The organism is Leifsonia sp. ALI-44-B (assembly GCF_001984125.1).
GTDB lineage: Bacteria > Actinomycetota > Actinomycetes > Actinomycetales > Microbacteriaceae > Okibacterium.
Map to the genome: position 1 here is coordinate 777,517 of NZ_MTQL01000006.1, position 22,691 is coordinate 800,207.

The following is a 22,691-nucleotide window of genomic DNA, read 5'->3' on the forward strand; positions in this document are numbered from 1 at the left end:
CGGTCATGGGCTCACACTGCCACGGCTGGTCGCGCTCTCGGTAGGCGTGTGTGCCTCGACGGGTGCCGTGACGGGCGGCGGGGCGACGGCGGACTTCAGCGCGACCGACGTGGTGGGTGACACGGATGGTGCACCCACGCTGTCGTAAAGGGCGTAATCGTCCGTCGTGATGCTGCCGTTGGAGAAGATGTTCAAGCCGAAGCTGATGCCCGTGACGCCGGCCGGGATGGCGGGGGTCTGCCACACGGCCTGCGTGTAACTCGGGGATGCCGAGAACCACGGGCTCGAGGTCCAGTACTGCCAGCCGCCCGAGGCGTTCCGCACATAGACCGCGAACTGGGTGACGGTCGTCGAGGTGTACCAGGCCCGCATCGAGTAGGTCTTGCCCGCCGTGACCGCTGGGGCGCAGCTGCCGAGGTCGAAGGTCGGCAGCACCTTGGCGTCGCCGTCGGTGTAGCCCGAGACCTTGACGGTTTCGGCCCGAGTGCCCGTGTGCGCGTTCGGTGTGGTGGCGAAGGTGGCCGTGTTGGCGCCGTAGCCGCCCTGCATCCAGCAGCTCGGCAGGCCGTTCGGCCCGTCGGTTTCGAGCCCGGGGTTGACCACTCCGTTGGCGCCGGCGGTCGGGGCGGGGATGCTGGGGCCCGCGACCGCAGGTTTCACGGCTCCGCCGACGACATCGCCCACCGGTTTCACGACCGTGTTGCCCGTGGTCGCGCGGGGGGCCAACCAGCTCGTGAATTGAGCCAGGACCGTTGGAGTGATGTTCAGGTCGCCGCATCCCGAGGCACACACGTTGTGGAAGGTGAACTGCACCCATCCCCCGGCGGCCTCCGCGCGCGTCACCGAGTTCTTGAGGTCGGCCAGGGTCCACGTGCTGTCGACCTGGTCGAGCGCCTTCGTGTAGTAGGGCTCGGCCGGCGGCACGGTTTCGGCATACGCGCAGTCGAGGCATCCGAACCGCGAGCGGATGTCGCCCAGCATGCGTGCGCTGTTGTACCCGCACGACGCGGCGGCCTGTTCGGCATCGGGGGTCGACGAGGCGAAGGGGTAGGCGAAGCTGCGCACCGCATAGCCCCACCCGAGCAGCGTCGAGCGGTCGTTGCAGATTTGGCGGCGCACCTCGTCGGCGGGCAGGGTGGCAAGATCGGCGTGGCTGACGGTGTGTCCGCCGATCTCCTGCCCACCCGCCTTCAGGGTGTCGAGATTAGCTCGGGTCATGTAGCTCGGCGCACCCACGAAACCCGAGACGATGTAGAACGTCGCCTTCATGTTCTGCGCGTTCAGGGCGGGCAGGGCGGCGAGCTGGTTGGCGTTGCCGTCGTCGAACGTGAGGCTCACGGTCGTGCGCGGCTTCACGGTGGCCGCATCGGCGGGCCCGGATGTCTTCACGAATGGCGACAGGATGAGTGCGAGTGCGGCCACCACGGCCAGGATCACGGCGATCATCGGGGGCCGCGTCTCGGAGCGCTCGGAACGTCCGGGCCGCTGCTCGTCGCCGTCGTCGCCGTCGTCGCCGAGCGAGCTGAAGGTCAGAGTTGTGTTCATCATTCGACCGTCACCGACTTCGCGAGGTTGCGCGGTTTATCGACGTCGAGGCCGAGCCGCAGGGCCAATTCGCGGGCGAAGAGCTGCAGCGGCACCACCGCCTCGAGCGGGCCCCAGCGATCCATGCCGCCGACGAGCGGTCGGCTCATGCTCATGCCGACGGCGGGGATGGTGCTGCCCGCGCCGCCGATGGTGATGACCCGGCCGCCGCGCGCCGCGACCTCCGAGAGATTCGACGCGAGCCGCGGGTCGCCGTTGTCGACCACGATCACGGGCGTGCCCTGGTCGACGAGCGCCAAGGGGCCGTGTTTCAGCTCACCCGCCGGATAGTGCTCGGCCCAGCGATAGCTGATCTCCTTCAACTTCAAGGCGCCCTCCTCGGCGAAGACGACACCGGGGCCACGGCCGAGGAAGATGAAGCCCGACCGGTCGAGGACCTCGTCGACGATGCCGGGGACGACACCCTTCGAGACCTCGAGGGCCTGAGCCAGCAGATCGGGCAGCCGGCGCAGATCGTCGGTCAGATCGGCCGCGCGCGATCGGTCGATGCGGCCCGTCGCCACGAGGGCCGATACCGCCACCGCAACGCCCGTGATCACCTGGGCCACGAACGTCTTGGTGGCGGCGACGCCGATCTCGGGCCCGGCGTTGCAATCGACGACGCTCGCGGCCCGGCGCGCGACGCTCGACGCCGGGTTGTTCGTCACGGCCACGAGCCCCGCCGAAACGGGTTCGAGCTGATCGAGAACCCGCAGGATGTCGGCCGTCTCGCCCGATTGGCTGAGCGCCAGAATCAGGGTGCCCGGGTCGAGGATCGTCTCGGATGCCTCCGACGCCACGACCGAAACCGTCGGGATGCCGCCCAGGGCGCCGAACGCGCGAGCGATGACGCGCCCGGCATTCAGCGATGTGCCACAGCCGAGCACGGCGATGCGCTCGAAGGCGGGCGCCTCGAGCGACCGCCACAGGGAGCCGTCGGCGATGTGGGGCACCAGATCGTCGAGGATGCGCGCCGCGATGGCGGGCTGCTCGTCGATCTCCTTGGCCATGTAGTCGGCGTGCGATCCGCGTTCGAGCGCCGCCGAGGTGAAGGGACAGAGGGCCGCCTGGGGGGTGGCGACCCTCTGTCCGTCTCGGGTCCAGACCAGCTCGTCGGCGAGTTCGACGATGTCGCCGTCGACGAGGGTCCGGTATTCGTCCACCCAGTCGGCGATGGCGCCGATGTCACTGGTGACGAAATCTCCGATCGCCGACGACGCGACGATCAGGGGCGAATGGTGGGCGGCCGCGACGAGGCGGCCCGTTTCGGCATCCGCCACGACGAGCGCCCACGAGCCCTCGAGGCGGCGGGTCGCCGCGTGCACAGAGCGCAGCAGGTCGCCCGAGGACTCGAGGTGGTCCTCGATGAGGTGGCACACGACCTCCGAGTCGACGTCCGACGCGAAGACGTGGCCGTCGGCCTCGAGCTCCTGCCGCAGGGCGCGGTGGTTCTCGATGATGCCGTTGTGGGCCACGCTGATGCGTCCCGTGCAATCCCGATGCGGATGCGCGTTGCGGGTCGTCACGGCGCCGTGCGTCGCCCAGCGGGTGTGGCCGATGCCGAGACCCGTGAGGGGCGCACCCGCCCAGGCCGCGACATCCGTCGTCAGACCGCCGACGCGGCCAACGGAACGGATGACAGCGGTCGAGGCATCCTCCGTCACGATGGCCACGCCTGCGGAGTCATAACCCCGATATTCGAGGAGCGAGAGGGCCCGGAGGAGAAACGGTGCCGCGCCGCCCTCGACCCGCGCGGCCACGATGCCGCACATCAGCGTGCCCATCCGGCCTGGGCCACCTCGGCGACGCGGGGGCCGCCCTTGGTGGGGTCGACGATGGCCGAACGTTGAGGGTCGGCCTTGGTGGTCTCGGCGATGGCCGCCGCGACATGCGCGAGCGTCTCGTCGAGCGTGGTCCGGGGAACGAACCCGACCAGGTCGAAGGCCGCCGTGTTGTCGGGCACGCGGCGACGCATGTCCTCGAATCCCTCGGAGTACGCCTCCTCGTAGGGGACGTAGGTGATGCTGCTCGACGAACCGGTCACGCGCAGGGCGCGGAGGGCCAGCTGTTCGATCGAGATCTCCTCGGCGCCGCCCAGGTTGAACGCTCGACCGACGGCCGCGGGGGCCTCGGCGATGCGCACCAGGGCGGGCACGACATCCCCCACGTAGGAGAAGCAGCGGGTCTGCTGACCGTCGCCGAAGACCGTGAGCGGTTCGCCGCGCAGCGCCTGGCCGACGAGGTTGGGCACGACCATGCCGTAGCGGCCGGTCTGGCGGGGCCCGACCGTGTTGAAGGGGCGCACGATGGCCACCTGCAGGCCGTATTGCGTGTGATAGGCGTGGGCGAAGGCCTCGTCGATGCCCTTCGAAGCCGCGTAGGTCCAGCGCGAGGTGAGCGCCGAACCCAGCACGCGATCCGAGTCCTCCGAGAGCTTGTCGGCCGTGTTCTTGCCGTACACTTCGCTCGTCGACACCAGCAGCAGCTTCGCGTTGTTCGCCAGGCAGGCATCCAGCACGTTCTCGGTGCCGTGGATGTTGGTGCGCAGGCTCGACAGCGGGTGTTCCACGATGAGCCTGACCCCTACGGCGGCTGCAAGGTGGAACACCCGGTCGGCTCCGCGGATGGTGTCCTCGACCACCGAACGATCGAGGATGGAACCCTGCACCAGGCGGAGTTTCGGGTCGGCGAGTGCGCCCAGCAGGTTGCGCGGCGCTCCCGTCGACATGTCGTCCAGGACGACGACGTCGTCGCCGGCCGCAAGCAGATATTCGACGAGGTGGCTGCCGATGAAACCGGCGCCTCCGGTGATGACACTTCTCATGATTCTGTTCCCCTCAAGCGCTGCAAAAAAAGTCGGTGGGTGGTGCGGGTGCGGCGCGCGTCAGATGACGCGGCTCTGGGCCAGCTCGCTGTCGCGGTAGGTGGCATCCAGCACGAGCTGGTCGGTGCGCACCCAGGTCAGGTCCGTCCCCGTGTGCTTGGTGTGCAGCAGAATGAGGTCGGCGTCGAAACCGGCGGCGTCGATGACGGCATCCACCAGCCGGCCGTCGGGCAGGCGCACACCGGCGAAGTGGTTGTCGACGAAGCCGACCGTCGCGCCGTGCTCGGCCAGACCCGAGAGGATCTCGATGGCGGGCGATTCGCGCAGGTCGGAGACATCCGGTTTGTAGGCGATGCCGACCACGAGGATGCGGGCGTTGGCGAGGGCAATACCGCCGCGGGCCAGCACGTCGCGGGCGCCGTCGACGATGCGGCCAGGCCGTGAGGCGATCTCGGTCATGGCCTGCGTGATGAGCGGAGCATTGACGCGTTGCTCGCGCAGCTGCCACAACAGATAGTGCGGGTCGCACGGGATGCAGTGGCCGCCGACGCCCGGGCCGGGGTAGAACGGCATGAAACCGTAGGGCTTGGTCGCAGCCGCGTCGATCACCTCGGTGACGTCGATGTCGAGCGTGGAGCAGATGTCCGCGAACTCGTTGGCCAGGGCGATGTTGACGGCGCGAAACGTATTCTCCAACAGCTTAGTCATCTCGGCGGCGGCAACCGACGAGACGCGGTGGATGTTGGTGGTGTAGCGCGAGACGACGCGCACCGCTTCCTCTTCGCACTCGGGCGTCGCGCCACCGATCACGCGGGGCACATCGTCGTGGTCGAAGCGTTCGTTGCCCGGGTCGATGCGTTCGGCACTGAAGGACACGTAGGCGTCGACGCCGATGCGGAACCCGCGGGCCTCGAGGGGTTTCTGCACGAAGTCCTCGGTGCAGCCGACGTAAGTGGTCGACGTGAGCATGACGAGCTGACCCGGCACGGCCTGCGCCACGACCATGTCGCACGCGCTCTTCAGAATGGTGAGGTCGGGGATGAGATGCCGGTCGACGGGCGTCGGCACGCAGATGATGATGGCGCGGGCCTTCGCCAGCATGGCGGGGTCGCTCGTCAGGTGGAAGCGTTCGTCGTTCTCGGCGACGTCGAGCCGGTGTCGGTCTGCCTCGACGAGGTCGGCGCGGTGGCCGCGGATGTCGTCGAGCCGGCGTTCGGAGACGTCGAGCGCGAGCACGCGGCTGCCCCCGTGGTAATAGGCCAGGGCCGTCGGCAGGCCGACGTAGCCGAGCCCCACGATGGCGAGGTCGTAGTCGAACGTCGCGTGAGGTTTCGAGGGGGTCTGGCTGAAGATCCATTCCGGGCGGTTGTCGGGTTCTTCCGGGTGGTCTGCGGTGCGGGTCGTCGTGAGAGTAGACATGGGTTCTCCTGGGTATGTGGCAGTACCGCACGGCACACCGATCCGGGTTCAGGAGATCGGGGGCCCTGCGGCACGATCGCGGTTCGGGCCGGATCGTGTGTCGGGTGAGCAGTCCGTCCAGGGTGAGAGTCCGGGTTGCCTGGTGCCACGATCCGCCGCGGATGGCCCGGTGGTCAACGCTTTTCGCCAAGGGTGCGGTTAACGCGGCGGACCGCCGACCTCGATGCGGGTTTCCGGCGTCCCATGCGGTTTTCCGCAGTGACTCTGCGGCTGCGTGCGGGTTCGAGCTGTCGACATCCGCTTACCGTCGATGTGAACAGCCCCCAACTCTTGGAGAACCGTGCTCACCTTCGCCATCGTGGTGTTCTTCACCATCGGCCTGAACACGCTCGTGTGGACGATCGCGGGCCTCAGCCGCATCGCCGTCGAGGCCACGCGCGCCCTCCGCGTGCGCCGTCGTCGCCAGAGCGGCAAGATCTTCCCGGCGGATGCCCTCGACCACCGTCCGTCGCGCTCCGATGTCGCCGTCGTCATCGCCGCCCACAACGAGGAGACCGTGATCGAAGAGACGCTGCGGGCCGCTGGTCGGCTCATCCCGCCCTACCAGATCTTCGTCGTGTCGGATGGCTCGTCCGATCGCACCGTCGAGCTGGCCCGGGCCGCGGGCGCCAACGTCTACGACCTCAACCCGAACCGCGGCAAAGCGGGCGCCATCGTCGCGGCCCTCGAGTACTTCGATCTCGCCGGCCGTTTCGACGTCGTCATGCTGCTCGATGCCGACACGCGCCTCGCCGACGACTATTTCGAAACCGGTCTCGCGCTCTTCGACTCCCCCGACGTCGTCGCCGTGGCCGGGCGGGCGACGACCCTGCTCGACGGCCCGAAGCAGGGGCTCGAGGCCCGCATCCTCACCTCGTATCGCGAGCGCGTCTACATCGCCATGCAGTTCCTGCACAAGTTCGGGCAGGCCGCCCGGCACGCCGACGCCGTGGCGATCGTGCCCGGGTTTGCGAGCATGTATCGCTCACGCATCCTGGCCCACATCGATATCGCCGCCGAGGGGCTGACCATCGAGGACTACAACATGACCTTCGAGGTGCACGCCAAGAAACTCGGCCGCATCGCGTTCCATCCGTTCGCGTCGATCGCACACACGCAGGACCCCGACACGCTGCGGGACTACATCAAGCAGGTGCGGCGATGGAACCTCGGCTTCTGGCAGACGTTGCTGCGGCACAAGCCCCGCCTCAACCGCTTCTGGGCCGCGCTGGCGCTCTTCGTGAGCGAGCTCGCCATTTCGAGCATCGTGATGGTGGCCCTGGTGCCGATTCTCGTCGTCTCGACGCTCGGGTGGGGTCTCGAGTCGACGGGTCTGCTGACGACAGGGCCCCTCGTGGATGTCGCAACCATCGCCCCTCCCCTGGCCCTGCTCCTCGGCGTCGTGCTGCCCGACTACGCACTCACGCTCCTCGCGGCGGTCGTGGCGAAGCGCCCGGGATACCTCGTGCTCGGCCTCGCCTATCCCCCGCTGCGCATCCTCGACGCGTGGTTGTGTCTGCGCGCGTTCGTGCAGGCGCGGTCGGGCACCTCGACGGGCGTCTGGCAGAGCCCCACGCGTCGGGCGACATCCAGCGCGGTCAGTTGAGCAGCGCCACCAGATGCGATCGCGACCGCGCCCCCGCCTTGCGATACACGCGCGTGAGCCGCAGCTCGACCGTGCGCACCGACACGTAGAGCGTCGCGGCGATCTCCTTGTTGCGCAGGCCCTTCAGCACGAGGTCGACCACCTGACGTTCGTCCTCGTTGAGCGTGTCGAGAACCGCCGCGGTTTCGGAACGATTGGCCGAGGGCGCTGGAGCCCCAGGCGTCGCAGCAGCGGGCGGCGCGGCTCCGATCCAGGCGTTCGCTCCCGCAGCCTGATAGATGGCCCGGGCGGTGGCGTGCGAATGCGCGGCCTCGTCGACCTCGCCGCGCTCGAATTGGCGACCGGCCAGCATCTCCCAGGTGCGCGCCAGCAGATAGCGGGAGTCATCGTCGCGGAAGGTGGCGATCGCCTCGCGGAACAGCGCCAGACTCGTGTCGGCGGGCGCGACAATGGCGCGGACGAGCGGGATGGACAGCTCGATCCAGCGGCTCGGATGCTGCGCCTCGGCCGCCTCGAGTCGCGCCAGCGTGCGTTCGGCCGCCGTCCGGTGGCCCGTCAACACCTCGGCGAGCGCGAGATCCGGCAGGTGCCGCACGATCGCCGGGTTCGGCATGGCGTTGCTGGTCGCATCGGCGTCGTCGAGCAGACGCCGGGCATCCGCGTATCGCTTCTGGGCGAGCGCGAGAGTGCCGATGATCGCCGAGCTGATGGCCGAAACTGCCATATTGCCTTCCTCGGTCGCCCGCTCGATGGCCGCGGCGAAGAGGGCGTCGGCGGCCTCGTAGTCACCCGTGCTCAGCGCATACCAGGCGCGCAGCTGAATGCGGGATGCGCGCGCGCCGAGGTGCGGTGCCGCCACCTGCATGCGGTGCCACTCCGCATAGGCCTCGCGGGCACGTTTCATGGTTCCGGCGCGGATCTCGTTCACGACGGAGCGGAACCACACCGCCTCCCGCCACAGCGTATTCTCGTCGTCGAGACGCGCGAGCCCGACCGCGTAGAGGCGGCGCGCCTGGGCGTATTCCTCGGACATGCTGGCGGTGTCGGCCGCGAGCAGAAGCAGCCGCAGGGGAATCGTGTCGGCGTCGTCGACCCGCACGAGTTGAGGTCGGTCATAGGAGTCGATGAGCGCAACGAGCCCGTCGCGCAACACCTGTTCGGCTACGCTCGAGGTCGATCCCACACCGGCCCGGTCGATGGCCCGCCGCGCCGACACGAAGTCCCGACGTTCGGTGTGCCAATAGGCCGCATCGATCAGGAGCCGCGTCGCTCCCGTGCGATTGCGCGAGCCATGGACGGCGATGGCGGTATCGATCTCGTGTTCCGGAACCACACCCGTCTCCGTGTAGTCGACGGCGGCCCGTATCTCGGCGAGAACGAAGGCTCCCGCCGCCCGGTCCTCCCCGAGCTGAGCGTGCATCAGATATCGCTGAGCCAACTTCACTTCTCCGTGGCGGAAGAACGCGTCGACGAGGTCGAGCACGTGCCGCAACAATTCATTCCGCGCGGGCGCGACGGCGATGGCCCGCTCCGCGTATTCGACCGCCGTCGACCGGCGTCCGGCGCGCTCGAAGGCGGCACCCGCGTCGAAGAGTTCGCGCGCGGCATCCTCATCTTCGGCCGTCGTAAAACTGGCATGCCACACGGCCACCTCGGGGGCATGATCGACCGCGGTCTGAGCCAGGGCCGCATGCATTCCGCGGCGCACTTTCGGATCGATACCCCAGTACAGGCTCGAGCGCAGCAGCGCATCCATGATGCTCACGGCACGGTCACGCACACGCACGAACCCGGCGTTGATTAGGTCGTCGATCACCTCGGCATCCTCCGCGTCGTCGGTCAGAGCGTCGACGTTGGCGGATGCCTGCAGCGAGATCTTCTGCAGCATGAGCCGCTGCCGGGGGCCCAGCGCCGCCGTGCGGGCCACCGAGTCTTCCAGCACGCGCGCGGTGTGCGGCAGCGGGAGCGGCACTGCCACGCGGCCCTCGAACTGTTCGAGCGTCAGCAACCGGCCCACGTCGATGAGGGCCGCGGGCACGCCGGCGGCCTGTTCGCACACGATCTCGAGCACCCCGCCGGCGGCCGTTGGCGGGCACGTGGCACGCAGAAGCGCCAAGGAGTCCGCGGGTCCGAGTGCGGGCAGCTCGAAACGCGTCGCCGCCTGGAACATCTCGCCGCTCGGCACCCGTCGCGCGGTGCCGACGAGTCGGATGCCCGTGCCCGCCAACCGCCCGGCCATGAAGCCGAGCAGCATGAGGGATTCGCGGTCCATCAGGTCGGCGTCGTCGATCATCAGAAGAATGGGTTCGAGCCGCAGGCCCCGCAATACCGACAAGAGGTCGCGTGCGGCCTGGAACATCTGCTGCGGTTCGGTCGAGCGCAGCGTGAAGCGCCCGCTGAACTCGATGGCCCGAGGGTCGTCGAGCGCGGCGAACAGGCGAGAGAAGCCCGCGAGGGGCCACGTCGATTCGGCGGCCGTCGTTGTGATCAGGGCCGTGCGCGCCCCGGCCCGGGCTGCTACTTCTTCCAGCAGCCGCGTCTTACCGATTCCCGGTCGCCCGGTGATGAGGATGGCTTGCTCGAAATGCTCATCAGTCGTACCGAGTACGCGGTCGATCTCGGCTTCGCGGTCGAGGAAGGGGGTGCTATCGGAGGCGGACGCGTGCATGGCGATGCCATTCCGCATGAACGTCGGTATTCATGGGGACCTCCCCTCCCAGCCGTGGTCGGGTCACCGCCGGTAGGGCTGAGTCTAATCACACTCGCGAGAAATGCTCAAGCAAGGGCTTAGCAGTAATCTGCGCCTTGATCGTCGAAACCGCACGATTCGTGCGCAAAGTGGATCACACACCGTGCGCTCATTGGATAGAACCTCTGGTTATTCGCCAAGGTGGTTGCGCGACGCCATCGCGCGCGCAGCCTCGCGCGTATCTTGACGCTCGCGCAGAGCCTGACGCTTGTCGTATTCGCGCTTACCCTTGGCGATCGCGATCTCGACCTTGGCCCGGCCATCGCTGAAATAGAGCCGCAGCGGAACGATCGTGTAACCGCCGGGGGCCACCTTGTGGGAGATCTTGGCGATCTGCTCCTTGTGCAGCAGCATCTTGCGCTTGCGCCGCACGGGGTGGTTGTTCCAGGTGCCCTGGTTGTATTCGGGGATGTGCACGGCATCGAGCCAGGCCTCACCACCCTCGATGAACCCATAGCCGTCGACCAGCGAGGCACGGCCGGCGCGCAGCGATTTGACCTCGGTGCCCGTCAACACGAGACCCGCCTCATAGGTGTCCTCGATGAGGTAGTCGTGGCGCGCCTTGCGGTTGGTGGCCACCACCTTCTCACCACGTTCCCTGGGCACGGCGTCTCCTGTTCGTTCGAGCGAATTCGTTGCCCGAGCGGGCAGCCTCTCAGTCTAGCAACGAAAGAGCGGATGTCGCAGCCCGGGCACGTTCGAGACGCGGGGCTCGCGACATCCGCTCGTCGTTTAGATCTTGAGGTAGCGCTTGATCGCGAAGTTGGCCGAGAGCGCCGCCAGCACGACACCCACCACGATGAGCAGCGGGATGACGATGAACGCGTCCTGCAGCCCGACGAAGTTCACGAACTGGGCCGAGGGCGCCAGATAGCCGTCGACGAAGAAGTGCACGATGGCGAGGATGGCTCCGCCCGCCAGCAGCGATCCGATGACGGCCGCGAACACACCCTCCAAGACGAAGGGCGTCTGGATGAACCGGTTCGACGCGCCCACCAAGCGCATGATCCCGATCTCCTTGCGGCGCGAATACGCCGACAATCGGATGGTGGTGGCGATCAGCAGCACGGCCGCGATGAGCATGAGCCCCGCGATGCCGATGGCCGTATAACTCGCCACGTTGAGCGCCTGGAAGATCGAGTCGAGGTATTGCCTCTGGTCGGTGACCGACTGCACGCCCTGCTTGCTCGAGAACGCCTCCGAGAGGACGGCCGACTGCGAGGGGTCCTTCAGGTTCACCCAATAGGTCTCGTTGAGCTGCTCGGGCGTCACCAGCTGGGCCAGGTCGTTGTCCTTGAACTGTTCCTGGAAGTTGTCGTAGGCCTGCTGGTGGTCTTCGAAGTAGAACTTGTCGACGAAGGGCGCGATGGCGGGCGATTTCAGGTCGGTTTCGACCGCTGCCTTCTGGTCGGGGGTCGCTTCGCCGCCCGTGCACGTCTCGTCGGTCGAGTCGGCTGTGCACAGATAGATGGCCACCTGGGCCTTGTCGTACCAGTAGTTCTTCATCTGGCCGATCTGCATCTGCATGAGAACGGCCGTGCCCACGAAGGTGAGCGAGATGAACGTGACGAGCACGACGGAGATGACCATCGAGACGTTGCGGCGGAGCCCCGTCGTGGCTTCCTGCCAGATTAGACCGAACCTCATTTGACCGGACCCACGTTCTGCTCGTCGTCTCCTGCTTGTTCGTCGTCACCCGAGCGCAATCCGAGCCGGTCGACCAGCGAGAGGTGCGCGTTGACCTCGTCGGGCGTTTCGTCGCGGCGGGGCAGGTTCACGATGCCCGTCTGATTTCCGGTGGCGGATGCGGCAGCCCCCGTGTCGTTCTGGGCCTCGCGTCGCTCGGACAGCGGGGCCACCTGCGCCGTGTTGGCGGCATCCTGGTTGGCCTGGACGGCCTGCAGCTGGATGGCCTGGGTCTCGAGTTCGGCGGCAGCCGCGGCGGCGGCGAGTTCCTTGCGCGCGACATCGGCCTGTTCGCCCTTGACGACGGCGGGGCGCAGCTCGGGCACGACGCCCGTGTTGCCGTAGCCGCCGCCGCGTTCGTCACGCACGATGCGTCCGTCGACGAGTTCGATCACGCGGCGCTGCATCTTGTCGACGATGCCGGCCTCGTGCGTGGCCATGAGCACGGTGGTGCCCTGGGCGTTGATGCGGTCGAGCAGCTGCATGATGCCGGCGCTCGTAGCGGGGTCGAGGTTTCCCGTGGGCTCGTCGGCCAGCAGCACCTGAGGCTTGTTCACGACGGCGCGCGCGATGGCGACACGCTGCTGCTCGCCACCCGAGAGTTCGTGGGGCAGGCGGTCGGCCTTGTTGTCGAGGCCCACCATGGCGAGCACGTCGGGCACGGCCTCTTGCACGAAGCCGCGCGATTTGCCGATGACCTGCAGCGAGAACGCCACGTTCTGGTAGACGGTCTTGTTCGGCAGCAGCCGGAAGTCCTGGAACACGACGCCCAGGTTGCGGCGGAAGTAGGGGATCTTACGGTTGGAGATGGTGCCGAGGTCGTTGCCCAGCACGAAGATGGAGCCGACGCTTGGCCGCTCCTCCTTCAACACCAGACGCAGGCAGCTCGACTTGCCCGAACCGGAGGCGCCGACGAGGAAGACGAATTCCCCGCGCGCCACCTCGAGGTCGATACCCTCGAGGGCGGGACGTTTCGTCCCGGCGTATTTCTTCGTGACGTTCTCAAAGCGAATCATGACGCATTGAGCCTAAGCAGGCATCAGTCATTCGGGCGGCAGACACGCCTAGGCGTGAGCAGTCCACAGACTCGTGCCGAGCCCGACGGGCGATCTAGTCGTCGGCCGGGGCCTTGCGCCAGCGGATGCCCGCCGAGATGAAACCGTCGAGGTCGCCGTCGAACACGTTCTGCGGGTTGTTGACCTCGTAGTCGGTGCGCAGGTCTTTGACCATCTGGTAGGGCGCGAGCACGTAGGAACGCATCTGGTCGCCCCAGCTGGCCGTGATGTTGCCGGCGAGCTCTTTCTTCTTGGCGCTCTCGGCTTCGCGCTGCAGCAGGAGCAGGCGTGACTGCAGCACGCGCATGGCGGCCGCGCGGTTCTGGATCTGGCTCTTCTCGTTCTGGCAGCTCACCACGATGCCCGTCGGCAGGTGCGTGATGCGCACGGCCGAGTCGGTCGTGTTGACCGACTGTCCGCCGGGGCCCGACGAGCGGAACACGTCGACGCGGATGTCGTTGTCGGGGATCTCGACCTCGCCGGCCTCTTCCATGAGCGGGACGACCTCGACGGCCGCGAAGCTCGTCTGGCGTTTGCCCGCCGAGTTGAAGGGGCTCATGCGCACGAGGCGGTGCGTGCCGGCCTCGACGCTCAGCGTGCCGAAGGCGTAGGGTGCGTCGATCTCGAACGTGGCCGATTTGATGCCGGCCTCTTCGGCGTAGCTCGTGTCGAGCACCTTGGCCGGGTATTTGTGCTGCTCGGCCCAGCGCAGGTACATGCGGAACAGCATGTCGGCGAAGTCGGCGGCATCGACGCCACCGGCCCCGGCGCGGATCGTGACGACGGCGGGCCGCGGGTCGTACTCGCCGTTGAGGAGCGTCTGCACCTCGAGCTCGCCAATGCTCTTCTGCAGCGAGGCGAGCTCGGCGGCCGCCTCGTCCTTGGAGTCGTCGTCGCCCTCGTCGTTGGCCAGCTCGACCAGCACCTCGAGGTCGTCGAGCTGCTGCTCGATGTGCGTGATCTTGGCCAGCTCGGACTGGCGGTGGCTGAGCGCGCTCGTGATCTTCTGCGCGTTCTCGGTGTCGTCCCACAGGTCGGGTTTGCCGGCCTCTGCGCTCAGCTGCTCGATCTCGGCGCGCAGCCGATCGAGCCCCACGACCTCGCGAATGTCGGAGAAAGTGGTTCGGAGTTGGGCGATCTGATCGCCGAAGTCTAGCTCTACCATGTCACGCTCCAGCCTAGCGGGCCGGGCCCGAGGCGTAGGGTGAAGGTCTATGTCGAATGCCGCTCAGCCCTTCAACGTCAAGGGGCTCGCCGTCTCGATGTTCCTCCCCACCCTGCTGTTCTCCATCGGCGAGGGCGCGCTCATCCCGCTCCTACCCGTGGCCGCTGGTTCCCTCGGGGCCAGCCTCAGCATCGCGGCCGTCGTGTCGGCCATGCTCATGATCGGCGAGCTCATCGGCGACATCCCGAGCGGATGGCTCGTGGCACGGGTCGGCGAGCGCGCGGCCATGATCGGCGCGGCGTTTGTGTCGGTCGCCGCGGTCCTCCTCGCCATCCTCGCGCCGAACCCGTTCCTGCTGGGCGTCGCCGTGTTCCTGCTGGGGCTCGCCACGGCAGTGTTCGCGCTGGCCCGGCACGCCTTCATGACCACGTACGTGCCGCTGCGTTATCGGGCCCGGGCGCTCTCGACTCTGGGCGGAACGTTCCGCGCTGGGCTGTTCATCGGGCCCCTGCTGGCGGCTCCCGTCATCCATCTCACGGGCACGCCGCAGAGCGCGTTCTGGATCATGGCCACGTTCTGCGTGCTGGCCGCCATCATCCTGGTGGTCCTGCCCGATCCGTCGACGATGATCGGGCGGCCGAATGTCGAGGTCACGCCGGAGGGTGCCGTGGCGACATCCGGTGCCGAGCTCGTGGCCGAGGAGTCGGTGGGGCTGTTCCAGACGGTGTGGCGGCACCGCGGCATTCTGCTGAAGCTCGGGTCCGGCGCAGCCCTCGTGGCGGCGCTCCGCTCGGCCCGCACCGTGATGCTGCCGCTGTGGGCCGTCTCGATCGGCGTGTCCGAGGCGAACACGGCGCTCATCATCGGCCTGGCGGGTGCCATCGACTTCGGCCTCTTCTACTTGAGCGGCCAGATCATGGACAAGCACGGGCGCAAGTGGAGCGCCATCCCCGCCATGATCGGACTCGGTGCCGGCATGGCGCTGTTGGCGCTGACGCACGACGTTCCGGGCGCCGTCGCGTTCTTCATCGCCGCGGCCGTGGTGCAGTCGCTCGCCAACGGCATCGGCTCGGGCATCCTCATGACCCTCGGTGCGGATGTCGCACCTCCCGCCGATCCCGCGCCCTTCCTCGGCGCCTGGCGCTTCACGACGGATGCCGGGGCTGCCGCCGCTCCCCTCGTCATCGCCGCTGTCACGGCTGTCGTCTCCCTGCCGGCGGCCGCAGCCGTCATGGCGGTGCTCGCGCTCGTGGGCGCCGGCATCCTGGCCCGCAACATTCCTCCCCACGCGAGTCTCTCCACCCACCGTTGACGCTCGGCCAATCTTCGCCCAGCATCCAGGTTCGGGTGTGAGCATGTCCTGATGGGTATCGGTGTGATGTTCTGTGGGTTCGCGACCAGCATGGTCGTCGCAGCCACGACCATCGTTCTCGGATGCCTGCTCGGCTGGCCCCAGCAGAACGACACGGCCGGCCAGGTGCTCGCCGGCAGCGTGTGGATCATCCCCGCTCTCATCGGAGGCTTCGCGGCCGGTTTCATCGGCCCCGGCTACGCCATGCCTGGCCCCGACCTGGGCGAGGAATATCACTCCCGCCCGCTCAGCGTGCTGCGCCGCACCATCATCGCGGCCGTCTCGGTTTCGGGCCCCGCGTTTCTCTTCATCTTTGGTTCCGTGGTCGCGGGCATCGCGCGCCCCGTCAGCCAGCTCGCCGTGACGGTCGGGTTCTACGGGCTCGTCTTCTCGGTGCTCGTCGTGCTGGCCGGCTCGGGAGCCTTCGCGCTCGCCTTCGCTTCCACGAGTCGCAGCCTGAAGCGGGCCGCTCCGCACCCCTTGTAGACTGATTCGCGCCAGCGGGAGTGGTGAAATTGGCAGACACGCAGGATTTAGGTTCCTGTGCCTTCGGGCGTGAGGGTTCAAGTCCCTTCTTCCGCACAGATCGGCGTTCGTTTGGGTCTTGCGTCTTTTGCGCGGGGGCCATGTCCTCCCGAAGGATGAGATTGCGCGTGGCCCGAGCATTTGCCATGGATTCGGCAGGATAGCCGGATAGGCTCTCACCGTGAATCACACCGCACTCATCCCCTGGCTCGACCCCGAAGCCATCATCACGGGCGTCGGCCCCTGGGCACTCCTCGTGGTGTGCGCGATCGTCTTCGCCGAGACCGGCCTTCTGATTGGCTTCCTGCTTCCCGGTGACACGCTGCTGTTGATCACCGGCATCCTCACCTTCTCGGGCGTGATTCAGCTCGACATCTGGTGGGTGTGCCTCGCCATCGGCTTCGCGGCGTTCCTGGGCGGTGAGGTCGGCTATCTGATCGGCCATAAGTTCGGGCCCAGGGTGTTCGAGCGCAAAGAGTCCGGCCTGTTCAGCATCGAGAACGTGAATCGCACCAACGCGTTCTTCGAGCGCTTCGGCGCCATGGCCGTCATCCTGGCCCGCTTCGTGCCCATCGTGCGCACGTTCGCGCCCATCGCCGCGGGCATCGGGCACATGAACTACAAGAAGTACTCGCTCTACAACCTCGTGGGCGCGCTCATCTGGGGTGCCGGGCTCACGCTCGTGGGCTACTTCCTGGGCTACATCCCGCCCGTGCGCGACTTCGTGCAGAACTACATCGACCTGATCCTGCTGGCCGCCGTGGCCGTCACGGTCATCCCCACCGCGTTCCACTACGTGCAGTCCTCGCGCAAGGCCAAGAAGGCCCGACTCGCCACAGCCGCGACGGCTGCCGCCGAAAGCGCTCGCAACTCCGAATAACCCCGCCACACGTTTCACCCTCGGGTGGATCACCGGCTCCCACACCTCTGCCCCGCCATCCGGCACGACAGAAAGAGAGAACCTCTGATGAAACCCGCACTCCTCGGCATCGACTGGCTCGATGCCGAATGGCTGATCACCTGGTTCGGCCCGTTCGTGCTCATCGGCGTCTGCGTCGTCGTCTTCGTCGAGACGGGCTTCATCGTCCTCTCGTTCCTGCCGGGCGACTCGTTGCTCTTCACGGTGGGCCTCCTGACGGCGACGGGCGTCGTCCCCACGCCCATCGGCATCACCGCGCTGTGCGTTTTCGTGGCGGCTTTCGCGGGTGACCAGCTGGCCTATGCCATCGGGCGCAAGGCCGGGCCCGCCGTCTTCCGGCGGGAACAGAGCCGATTCTTCAACCCCGAGAACGTCGAGCGCACCAACGCCTTCTTCACCAAGCACGGCGGCAAGGCCATCATCCTGGCCCGCTTCCTGCCCGTGTTCCGCGCGTTCGTGCCCGTTGCGGCGGGCGTGGGGCGCATGTCCTACAAGACCTTCATCACCTTCAACGTCATCGGCGCCTTCGCCTGGGGCGTCGGGCTCACGCTCGTGGGTTACTTCCTCGGCCAGATCGAGTTCGTGGCCACGTATAGCGAGTTCTTCATCATCGGCATCGTACTGCTGAGCGGCATCCCCATCCTGCTCGAGCTCACTAAAGCCGGGCGCGGCTGGCTGCGCGACCGACGAGCGGGCACGGCTGCCGCGAGCGAGTAGGGCCGCCGCCCCTCAGGGGTGGACGGGCGTCTCGTGGGCGCTGTGCTGCGCGGGCTCGAGCTGGAAGGTCGAGTGGGCCACGTCGAAGTGGCTGCTCAGGCATCCCGACAGGTCGTCGAGGAGCGAACCGGCCGACCCTGACGAGAAGACCTCGGGTTCGACGACGACGTGGGCAGTGAAGACCGGCGCACCGGTCGTGATCGACCAGACGTGGACGTCGTGCACGTCGACGACGCCGCGCTGCCCGAGAATGTGTTCGCGGATGCGCGCCACGTCGGTGTCACGCGGCGCCGACTCGAACAGCACGTGCACGACATCTTTCAGCAACACCAGCGCCCGCGGCACGATCATGGCCGCGATGACGAGAGACGCGATCGCATCGGCGGGGCCAAAGCCCGTCGTGAGGATGACGACGGCCGCGATAATAACGGCGATCGAGCCGAGCAGATCGCCCAGCACCTCGAGGTAGGCGCCCTTCATGTTGATCGAGCCGGCCGCGGCGGGCCGCAGCAACAGCAGGGCCACGACGTTTGCGACGAGACCTATGGCGGCGACGAGCAGCATGATCCCGCCCGTCGGATGCTCGTCTCCCCCGTTGACCAGACGGCCCACGGCCTCGATCGACACACCCGCCGCGACGCCCACGAGGATGATGGCGTTGATGAGCGCCCCGAAGACCTCGGCGCGCTGGAACCCGAACGTGGACCGGTCGGTCGCGGGCCGCGCGGCGACGACCGTCGCGATGAGCGCAATCGTGAGCCCCGCGAAGTCGGAGAGCATGTGCCCGGCGTCGGCCAGGAGCGCGAGCGAACCGCTGAGCACGGCGCCCACGACCTCGATAAGCAGCACCGTGCCGACGATGCACATCGCACCGATCAGACGGCGCCGGTTGGTGGCGCCCGTCGCGTGGTCGTGCGTGTGCGAGTGGCCCATGATGCTTCAACCGTAAGCGCCGCGCACACGCGGATCAACCTGAGGCGCTTGATAGGAATGATGCCGGTTCTCATTACCCGAGCGGGGTATTGCCCGCGCCGCATCCGAGGCCGGTTCTCACCGGTCCGGCGACAACGGTCAAGCGGTTTCGGCGGCCGCGACGATCGAAAGGGCGGGAACGATCTGGGCGAAGGCCAGGGCGCGGTGGCTCACGTCGTTCTTCGCCGCGGGCGAGAGTTCGGCCGCGGTCAGCTCGCTGCCGTCGGGCACGAAAATCGGGTCGTAGCCGAAACCGTTGTCGCCGCGGGGGCTCGTCGCCAGGGTCCCGTGCCACTCCCCCACAACGACCTCCTCCGAGGCGCCGGCCGGGTGCCCCTCCGGCACGACGAGCGCGATGGCGCAGGAGAAATGCGCCTGACGGTGCTCGGGCCGCACATCGCCCAATTGATCGAGCAGCAGGGCGAGGTTCGCCGCCGAATCGTGCGCGTGGCCGGCCCAGCGCGCGGAGAAGATGCCCGGCGAGCCGCCTAGAACGTCGACCGCGATGCCCGAGTCGTCGGCCAGCGCCACGAGCCCCGTGTGCGCCGCGGCTGCGCGGGCCTTGATGAGGGCGTTCTCCGCGAAGGACACGCCATCCTCAACGGGTTCGGGGCCGTCGTACGCCACGACACGCACCGAGGGGACGTCGCGCGACAGGATGCGCTGGAACTCCTCGACCTTGTGGGCGTTGTGGGTTGCCAGAACGATCTCGAGCGCCATCGTCACACGCCCGTGTAGCTGACGGCGGTGCTGCCGGCGATCGCGGGGCCCGAGCCATCCGCGTTCGTGAGGGCCGCGGTCTGGATCTCGGCCAGGTCGACGGCACCCGCGAGGGCGAGGTCGAGCAGGGCGTTGAGTTCGGCGCGGTCGAACGGCGCACCCTCGGCCGTGCCCTGCACCTCGACGAAGAGGCCGCGGCCGGTCACGACGACGTTCATATCGGTTTCTGCGCGGACATCCTCGACGTAGGCCAGGTCGAGCATGGGCTCGCCGTCGATGATTCCGACCGAGACGGCCGACACGCTGTCGATGAGGGGCGTGGACTTCTGGCCGATGTACTTCTTGGTGCGCGCCCACTCGATGGCATCGGCGAGGGCCACGTAGGCGCCCGTGATGGCGGCCGTGCGGGTTCCACCGTCGGCCTGCAGCACGTCGCAGTCGATGACGATGGTGTTCTCGCCGAGGGATTTCATGTCGATGACGGCGCGCAGGCTACGGCCGATCAGGCGCGAGATCTCGTGCGTGCGGCCGCCGATCTTGCCCTTGACCGATTCGCGGTCCATGCGGCTGTTCGTCGAGCGCGGCAGCATCGAGTACTCGGCCGTGACCCAGCCCTTGCCCTTGCCCGCCAGCCAGCGTGGAACGCCGTTCGTGAACGACGCCGTGCACAGCACCTTGGTCTTGCCGAAGGACACGAGCGCCGACCCCTCGGCCTGGTCGCTCCATCCGCGTTCGATGGTCACGGTGCGCAGCTCGTCGGCTGCGCGTCCGTCGGCACGGGTCTTCTCGGTCACGGGGTCTCCTCGGGGGTTGTGCGGGTCGAAACAGTGGGGCTGGATGTGGTGGGCGCGGCGATCTCGGCCGACGCTTCGGCCAGGCCGCGCACGTCGATGACGCCCGTCTGCACCAGGTCGACGCGCTGGATCTCCCGCCCGATGAGCCGGTGCGCGAGGCGCAGGAACTCGTCCTCGCTCTGGCCGGTGGCCTCGTAGTGGTGCTCGGGCGCGGCGGGGGCGCGGCGCTCGAGTCCGCGCGACACGAGCTGGCGATAGACGTCGTTCGCGGTCTCCGTGTCGCTCGAGACGAGCGTGACGCCCGGGCCCATCACGTAGCTGATTGCGCCCTTCAAGAAGGGGTAGTGCGTGCATCCGAGCACCAGGGTGTCGATGCCCGCGTGGCGGAGCGGTTCGAGGTACTGCTCGGCGACGCCCAGAACCTCGCTGCCCGAGGTCACGCCGGATTCAACGAACTCGACGAATCGGGGGCACGCCTGTGTGAAGAGCGTCAGGTCGGGGGCCGCGGCGAAAGCATCCTCATAGGCGCGCGAGTTGATGGTGCCCTCGGTGCCGATCACACCGATGCGGCGGTTGCGGGTGACGCTCACGGCCGAGCGCACGGCCGGCTGGATGACCTCGACCACGGGCACGTCGTACCGCTCGCGGGCGTCTCGCAGAACCGCGGCCGACGCCGTGTTGCAGGCGATGACGAGCATCTTCACGCCCTGGGCCACCAGATCGTCGAGCACCTCGAGCGAGTAACGCCGCACGTCGGCGATGGGCTTCGGGCCGTAGGGCGAACGCGCCGTGTCGCCGATGTAGAGGATCTCTTCGTTCGGCAACTGGTCTTGAATGGCTCGGGCGACGGTCAACCCGCCGACCCCCGAATCGAAGATGCCGATAGGTGCGTCGCTCACGATCCCCCAGCCTACCCGTCGGTTTAGGCTAGAACCGTGAGCACATCGACGGCACTGCACACCGACCGCTACGAACTGACCATGATCGACGCCGCGCTGCAAGACGGCACGGCGCACCGACGCTGCCTCTTCGAGGTCTTCGCCCGACGCCTGCCGGGTGCCCGGCGTTACGGCATCGTGACGGGAACCGGCCGCCTGCTCAGCCTCATCGCCGATCTGCGTTTCGGCGACCGCGAGCTCGAGTGGCTGCGCGCCGAGCGCGTCGTGTCCGAGCGCACGCTCGACTGGCTCGCCGACTACCGTTTCTCGGGGTCGATCGACGGATATCGCGAGGGCGAGGTCTACTTCCCGAACTCGCCGCTGCTCACCGTCGAAGCATCCTTCGCCGAGGGCGTGTTGCTCGAGACGCTGGCGCTCAGCGTGCTGAACTTCGACAGCGCCGTCGCGAATGCCGCCACACGGATGGTCACGGCCGCTGGCAGACGTCCGCTCGCCGAGATGGGGTCGCGGCGAGCCAATGAGGAGGCGGCCATCGCGGCATCCCGAGCGGCTTATATTGCCGGGTTCGGGGCCACGAGCAACCTCGAGGCGGGTCTGCGCTGGGGCATCCCGACGATGGGAACGGCCGCGCACGCGTTCACGCTGCTGCACGACAGCGAGGAGGAGGCGTTCCGGTCGCAGGTGGCCGCGCTCGGGCCGTCGACAACGCTGCTCGTCGACACGTATGACGTGAAGAAGGGTGTCGAGACCGCCGTGCGCGTGGCCGGCACCCAGCTCGGGGCCGTGCGCCTCGATTCGGGTGACCTGCCCGTGCTCGTGTCCGAGGTGCGGCAGCAGCTCGACGAGCTGGGCGCGCGCAACACCAAGATCACGGTGACCAACGACTTGGACGAGTTCACGATCGCGGCACTGTCGCCGTCGCCCGTCGACTCGTTCGGCGTGGGAACCTCGCTCGTCACCGGCTCGGGCTCGCCCGCCGCCAGCATGGTCTACAAGCTGGTGGCCCGGCGCGACGACGACGCCGAGGATTGGACGCCCGTGGCGAAGGCGTCGGCGGGCAAGGTTTCGCGCGGCGGCCGCAAGAGTGCCGTGCGCCGACTGGATGCCGCGGGCAAGGCCACTGCCGAGGTCGTGCGCGTTCTGGGCTCAGAGCCGCGCGAACGTGCTTTCGAGACGCGGGATGCCTCGGAGCGCGGGCTCATCGTCCCGCTCGTGACCGACGGGGTCGCCGACGAGCGGTACCTCGGCATCGAGGGCACGCGCGCTGCCCGGGCACACCGTGAAGAGGCCGTGGCCGAACTTCCGATCGGAGCGCTGCGACTCAGCCGCGGCGAACCCGTGCTCGAGACGATTCTCGAATAGGACTAGTCCTTCTTCATTTTTTCGTAGATCTCTTTGCACGTGGGGCAGACGGGGAACTTCTCGGGGTCGCGCCCCGGGGTCCACTTCTTGCCGCACAGCGCGCGCACGGGTTTGCCCGTGAGGGCCGACTGCATGATCTTGTCTTTCGGCACGTAGTGCGAGAAACGCTCGTGGTCGCCCGGGTCGAGGCTTTCGTTGCGCAGTAGCTCTTCGAGTTCACGATCGAGCGTGGCCGTTCCGCCGCCGTCGGGGATGGCTTGGGGGTCGAGGGTGCTCATGCGTACGTCCATACCCTCATTTTACTC

20 protein-coding genes and 1 tRNA gene are annotated in these 22,691 nt (G+C 67.8%); 7 read left to right on the forward strand and 14 right to left on the reverse strand.

The genetic code is table 11. From position 1 onward, the window contains the following. Positions 1 to 3: 3 nt before the first annotated feature. The 4 genes from ALI44B_RS04680 to ALI44B_RS04695 are packed head-to-tail and all read right to left on the reverse strand — an operon-like array spanning position 4 to position 5,827. Complete coding sequence (locus ALI44B_RS04680) at positions 4 to 1,548, reverse strand: polysaccharide deacetylase family protein (RefSeq protein ID WP_083709523.1); 1,545 nt, start codon at positions 1,546 to 1,548, stop codon at positions 4 to 6. Beyond that, positions 1,545 to 3,368 carry a glutamine--fructose-6-phosphate transaminase (isomerizing) gene (gene glmS / locus ALI44B_RS04685; protein WP_238592058.1) on the reverse strand — a complete coding sequence of 608 codons (1,824 nt, stop codon included), beginning with the start codon at positions 3,366 to 3,368 and terminating at the stop codon, positions 1,545 to 1,547. Before glmS ends, ALI44B_RS04680 begins: the two co-directional genes overlap by 4 nt. Continuing rightward, on the reverse strand, positions 3,356 to 4,408 hold the full coding sequence (locus ALI44B_RS04690; protein ID WP_077053520.1) for an NAD-dependent epimerase/dehydratase family protein: 1,053 nt from the start codon (positions 4,406 to 4,408) through the stop codon (positions 3,356 to 3,358). The genes glmS and ALI44B_RS04690 overlap by 13 nt, the downstream gene beginning before the upstream one ends. 60 nt (positions 4,409 to 4,468) lie before the next feature. Next, positions 4,469 to 5,827 (reverse strand): nucleotide sugar dehydrogenase, encoded by a 1,359-nt coding sequence (locus ALI44B_RS04695; RefSeq protein WP_083709525.1) that lies wholly within the window; start codon positions 5,825 to 5,827, stop codon positions 4,469 to 4,471. A 340-nt stretch (positions 5,828 to 6,167) separates the two neighbouring features. On the opposite strand from ALI44B_RS04695, the gene ALI44B_RS04700 reads away from it, so the two are divergent. Next, positions 6,168 to 7,472 carry a glycosyltransferase family 2 protein gene (locus ALI44B_RS04700; RefSeq protein WP_077053521.1) on the forward strand — a complete coding sequence of 435 codons (1,305 nt, stop codon included), beginning with the start codon at positions 6,168 to 6,170 and terminating at the stop codon, positions 7,470 to 7,472. Here ALI44B_RS04700 and ALI44B_RS04705 read toward each other — a convergent pair. The 5 genes from ALI44B_RS04705 to prfB all read right to left on the reverse strand — a co-directional run bounded on the left by ALI44B_RS04705 (position 7,465) and on the right by prfB (position 14,127). Then, on the reverse strand, positions 7,465 to 10,158 hold the full coding sequence (locus tag ALI44B_RS04705) for a LuxR family transcriptional regulator (RefSeq protein WP_077053522.1): 2,694 nt from the start codon (positions 10,156 to 10,158) through the stop codon (positions 7,465 to 7,467). The two genes, ALI44B_RS04700 and ALI44B_RS04705, sit on opposite strands and share 8 nt — an antisense overlap. Positions 10,159 to 10,350: 192 nt before the next feature. Then, positions 10,351 to 10,827 (reverse strand): SsrA-binding protein SmpB, encoded by a 477-nt coding sequence (smpB, locus tag ALI44B_RS04710; protein WP_077053523.1) that lies wholly within the window; start codon positions 10,825 to 10,827, stop codon positions 10,351 to 10,353. 126 nt (positions 10,828 to 10,953) lie between these two features. Continuing rightward, complete coding sequence (gene ftsX, locus ALI44B_RS04715; RefSeq protein WP_077053524.1) at positions 10,954 to 11,868, reverse strand: permease-like cell division protein FtsX; 915 nt, start codon at positions 11,866 to 11,868, stop codon at positions 10,954 to 10,956. Next, complete coding sequence (ftsE, locus tag ALI44B_RS16080) at positions 11,865 to 12,923, reverse strand: cell division ATP-binding protein FtsE (RefSeq protein ID WP_077053525.1); 1,059 nt, start codon at positions 12,921 to 12,923, stop codon at positions 11,865 to 11,867. Before ftsE ends, ftsX begins: the two co-directional genes overlap by 4 nt. 94 nt (positions 12,924 to 13,017) lie before the next feature. Further along, positions 13,018 to 14,127 (reverse strand): peptide chain release factor 2, encoded by a 1,110-nt coding sequence (gene prfB / locus ALI44B_RS04725; RefSeq protein ID WP_077053526.1) that lies wholly within the window; start codon positions 14,125 to 14,127, stop codon positions 13,018 to 13,020. 49 nt (positions 14,128 to 14,176) lie between these two features. Here prfB and ALI44B_RS04730 point away from each other — a divergent pair, with 49 nt between their 5' ends. The 5 genes from ALI44B_RS04730 to ALI44B_RS04750 all read left to right on the forward strand — a co-directional run bounded on the left by ALI44B_RS04730 (position 14,177) and on the right by ALI44B_RS04750 (position 17,639). Then, positions 14,177 to 15,439: an MFS transporter gene (locus ALI44B_RS04730; RefSeq protein ID WP_077053527.1), complete on the forward strand. Its 1,263-nt coding sequence runs from the start codon at positions 14,177 to 14,179 to the stop codon at positions 15,437 to 15,439. Positions 15,440 to 15,490: 51 nt separating this feature from the next. After that, complete coding sequence (locus ALI44B_RS04735; RefSeq protein ID WP_077053528.1) at positions 15,491 to 15,964, forward strand: hypothetical protein; 474 nt, start codon at positions 15,491 to 15,493, stop codon at positions 15,962 to 15,964. A 14-nt stretch (positions 15,965 to 15,978) separates the two neighbouring features. Beyond that, positions 15,979 to 16,060: transfer RNA gene (locus ALI44B_RS04740), tRNA-Leu, on the forward strand. Positions 16,061 to 16,184: 124 nt separating this feature from the next. Further along, on the forward strand, positions 16,185 to 16,883 hold the full coding sequence (locus ALI44B_RS04745) for a DedA family protein (RefSeq protein ID WP_077053529.1): 699 nt from the start codon (positions 16,185 to 16,187) through the stop codon (positions 16,881 to 16,883). Between the two features lie 87 nt (positions 16,884 to 16,970). After that, a complete protein-coding gene (locus ALI44B_RS04750; protein WP_077053530.1) occupies positions 16,971 to 17,639 on the forward strand; it encodes a DedA family protein in 669 nt (222 codons plus the stop codon). Between the two features lie 12 nt (positions 17,640 to 17,651). On the opposite strand, the gene ALI44B_RS04755 is transcribed toward ALI44B_RS04750, so the two are convergent. The 4 genes from ALI44B_RS04755 to murI all read right to left on the reverse strand — a co-directional run bounded on the left by ALI44B_RS04755 (position 17,652) and on the right by murI (position 21,024). Then, positions 17,652 to 18,572 (reverse strand): cation diffusion facilitator family transporter, encoded by a 921-nt coding sequence (locus ALI44B_RS04755; protein ID WP_077053531.1) that lies wholly within the window; start codon positions 18,570 to 18,572, stop codon positions 17,652 to 17,654. Positions 18,573 to 18,710: 138 nt separating this feature from the next. After that, positions 18,711 to 19,331: an RdgB/HAM1 family non-canonical purine NTP pyrophosphatase gene (gene rdgB / locus ALI44B_RS04760; protein WP_077053532.1), complete on the reverse strand. Its 621-nt coding sequence runs from the start codon at positions 19,329 to 19,331 to the stop codon at positions 18,711 to 18,713. A 2-nt stretch (positions 19,332 to 19,333) separates the two neighbouring features. Next, positions 19,334 to 20,125, reverse strand: a complete 792-nt coding sequence (gene rph / locus ALI44B_RS04765) for a ribonuclease PH (RefSeq protein ID WP_077053533.1) — start codon at positions 20,123 to 20,125, stop codon at positions 19,334 to 19,336. Beyond that, on the reverse strand, positions 20,122 to 21,024 hold the full coding sequence (gene murI, locus ALI44B_RS04770; protein ID WP_083709527.1) for a glutamate racemase: 903 nt from the start codon (positions 21,022 to 21,024) through the stop codon (positions 20,122 to 20,124). Before murI ends, rph begins: the two co-directional genes overlap by 4 nt. Positions 21,025 to 21,060: 36 nt before the next feature. On the opposite strand from murI, the gene ALI44B_RS04775 reads away from it, so the two are divergent. Then, positions 21,061 to 22,386 carry a nicotinate phosphoribosyltransferase gene (locus ALI44B_RS04775; RefSeq protein ID WP_077053534.1) on the forward strand — a complete coding sequence of 442 codons (1,326 nt, stop codon included), beginning with the start codon at positions 21,061 to 21,063 and terminating at the stop codon, positions 22,384 to 22,386. Between the two features lie 2 nt (positions 22,387 to 22,388). Here ALI44B_RS04775 and ALI44B_RS04780 read toward each other — a convergent pair whose 3' ends face one another. After that, entirely contained in the window at positions 22,389 to 22,676 is a 288-nt protein-coding gene (locus ALI44B_RS04780; protein ID WP_238592059.1) for a DUF3039 domain-containing protein, read from the reverse strand. Between the last annotated feature and the right edge of the window lie 15 nt (positions 22,677 to 22,691).

Bases quoted from the DNA above. Each gene is read 5' to 3' on its own strand.
- ALI44B_RS04680 (WP_083709523.1), bottom strand. From the start codon at position 1,548: ATGATGAACACAACTCTGACCTTCAGCTCGCTCGGCGACGACGGCGAC.
- glmS (WP_238592058.1), bottom strand. From the start codon at position 3,368: ATGGGCACGCTGATGTGCGGCATCGTGGCCGCGCGGGTCGAGGGCGGC.
- ALI44B_RS04690 (WP_077053520.1), bottom strand. From the start codon at position 4,408: ATGAGAAGTGTCATCACCGGAGGCGCCGGTTTCATCGGCAGCCACCTC.
- ALI44B_RS04695 (WP_083709525.1), bottom strand. From the start codon at position 5,827: ATGTCTACTCTCACGACGACCCGCACCGCAGACCACCCGGAAGAACCC.
- ALI44B_RS04705 (WP_077053522.1), bottom strand. From the start codon at position 10,158: ATGCGGAATGGCATCGCCATGCACGCGTCCGCCTCCGATAGCACCCCC.
- ftsX (WP_077053524.1), bottom strand. From the start codon at position 11,868: ATGAGGTTCGGTCTAATCTGGCAGGAAGCCACGACGGGGCTCCGCCGC.
- ftsE (WP_077053525.1), bottom strand. From the start codon at position 12,923: ATGATTCGCTTTGAGAACGTCACGAAGAAATACGCCGGGACGAAACGT.
- prfB (WP_077053526.1), bottom strand. From the start codon at position 14,127: ATGGTAGAGCTAGACTTCGGCGATCAGATCGCCCAACTCCGAACCACT.
- ALI44B_RS04730 (WP_077053527.1), top strand. From the start codon at position 14,177: ATGTCGAATGCCGCTCAGCCCTTCAACGTCAAGGGGCTCGCCGTCTCG.
- ALI44B_RS04735 (WP_077053528.1), top strand. From the start codon at position 15,491: ATGGGTATCGGTGTGATGTTCTGTGGGTTCGCGACCAGCATGGTCGTC.
- ALI44B_RS04750 (WP_077053530.1), top strand. From the start codon at position 16,971: ATGAAACCCGCACTCCTCGGCATCGACTGGCTCGATGCCGAATGGCTG.
- ALI44B_RS04755 (WP_077053531.1), bottom strand. From the start codon at position 18,572: ATGGGCCACTCGCACACGCACGACCACGCGACGGGCGCCACCAACCGG.
- rdgB (WP_077053532.1), bottom strand. From the start codon at position 19,331: ATGGCGCTCGAGATCGTTCTGGCAACCCACAACGCCCACAAGGTCGAG.
- ALI44B_RS04780 (WP_238592059.1), bottom strand. From the start codon at position 22,676: ATGGACGTACGCATGAGCACCCTCGACCCCCAAGCCATCCCCGACGGC.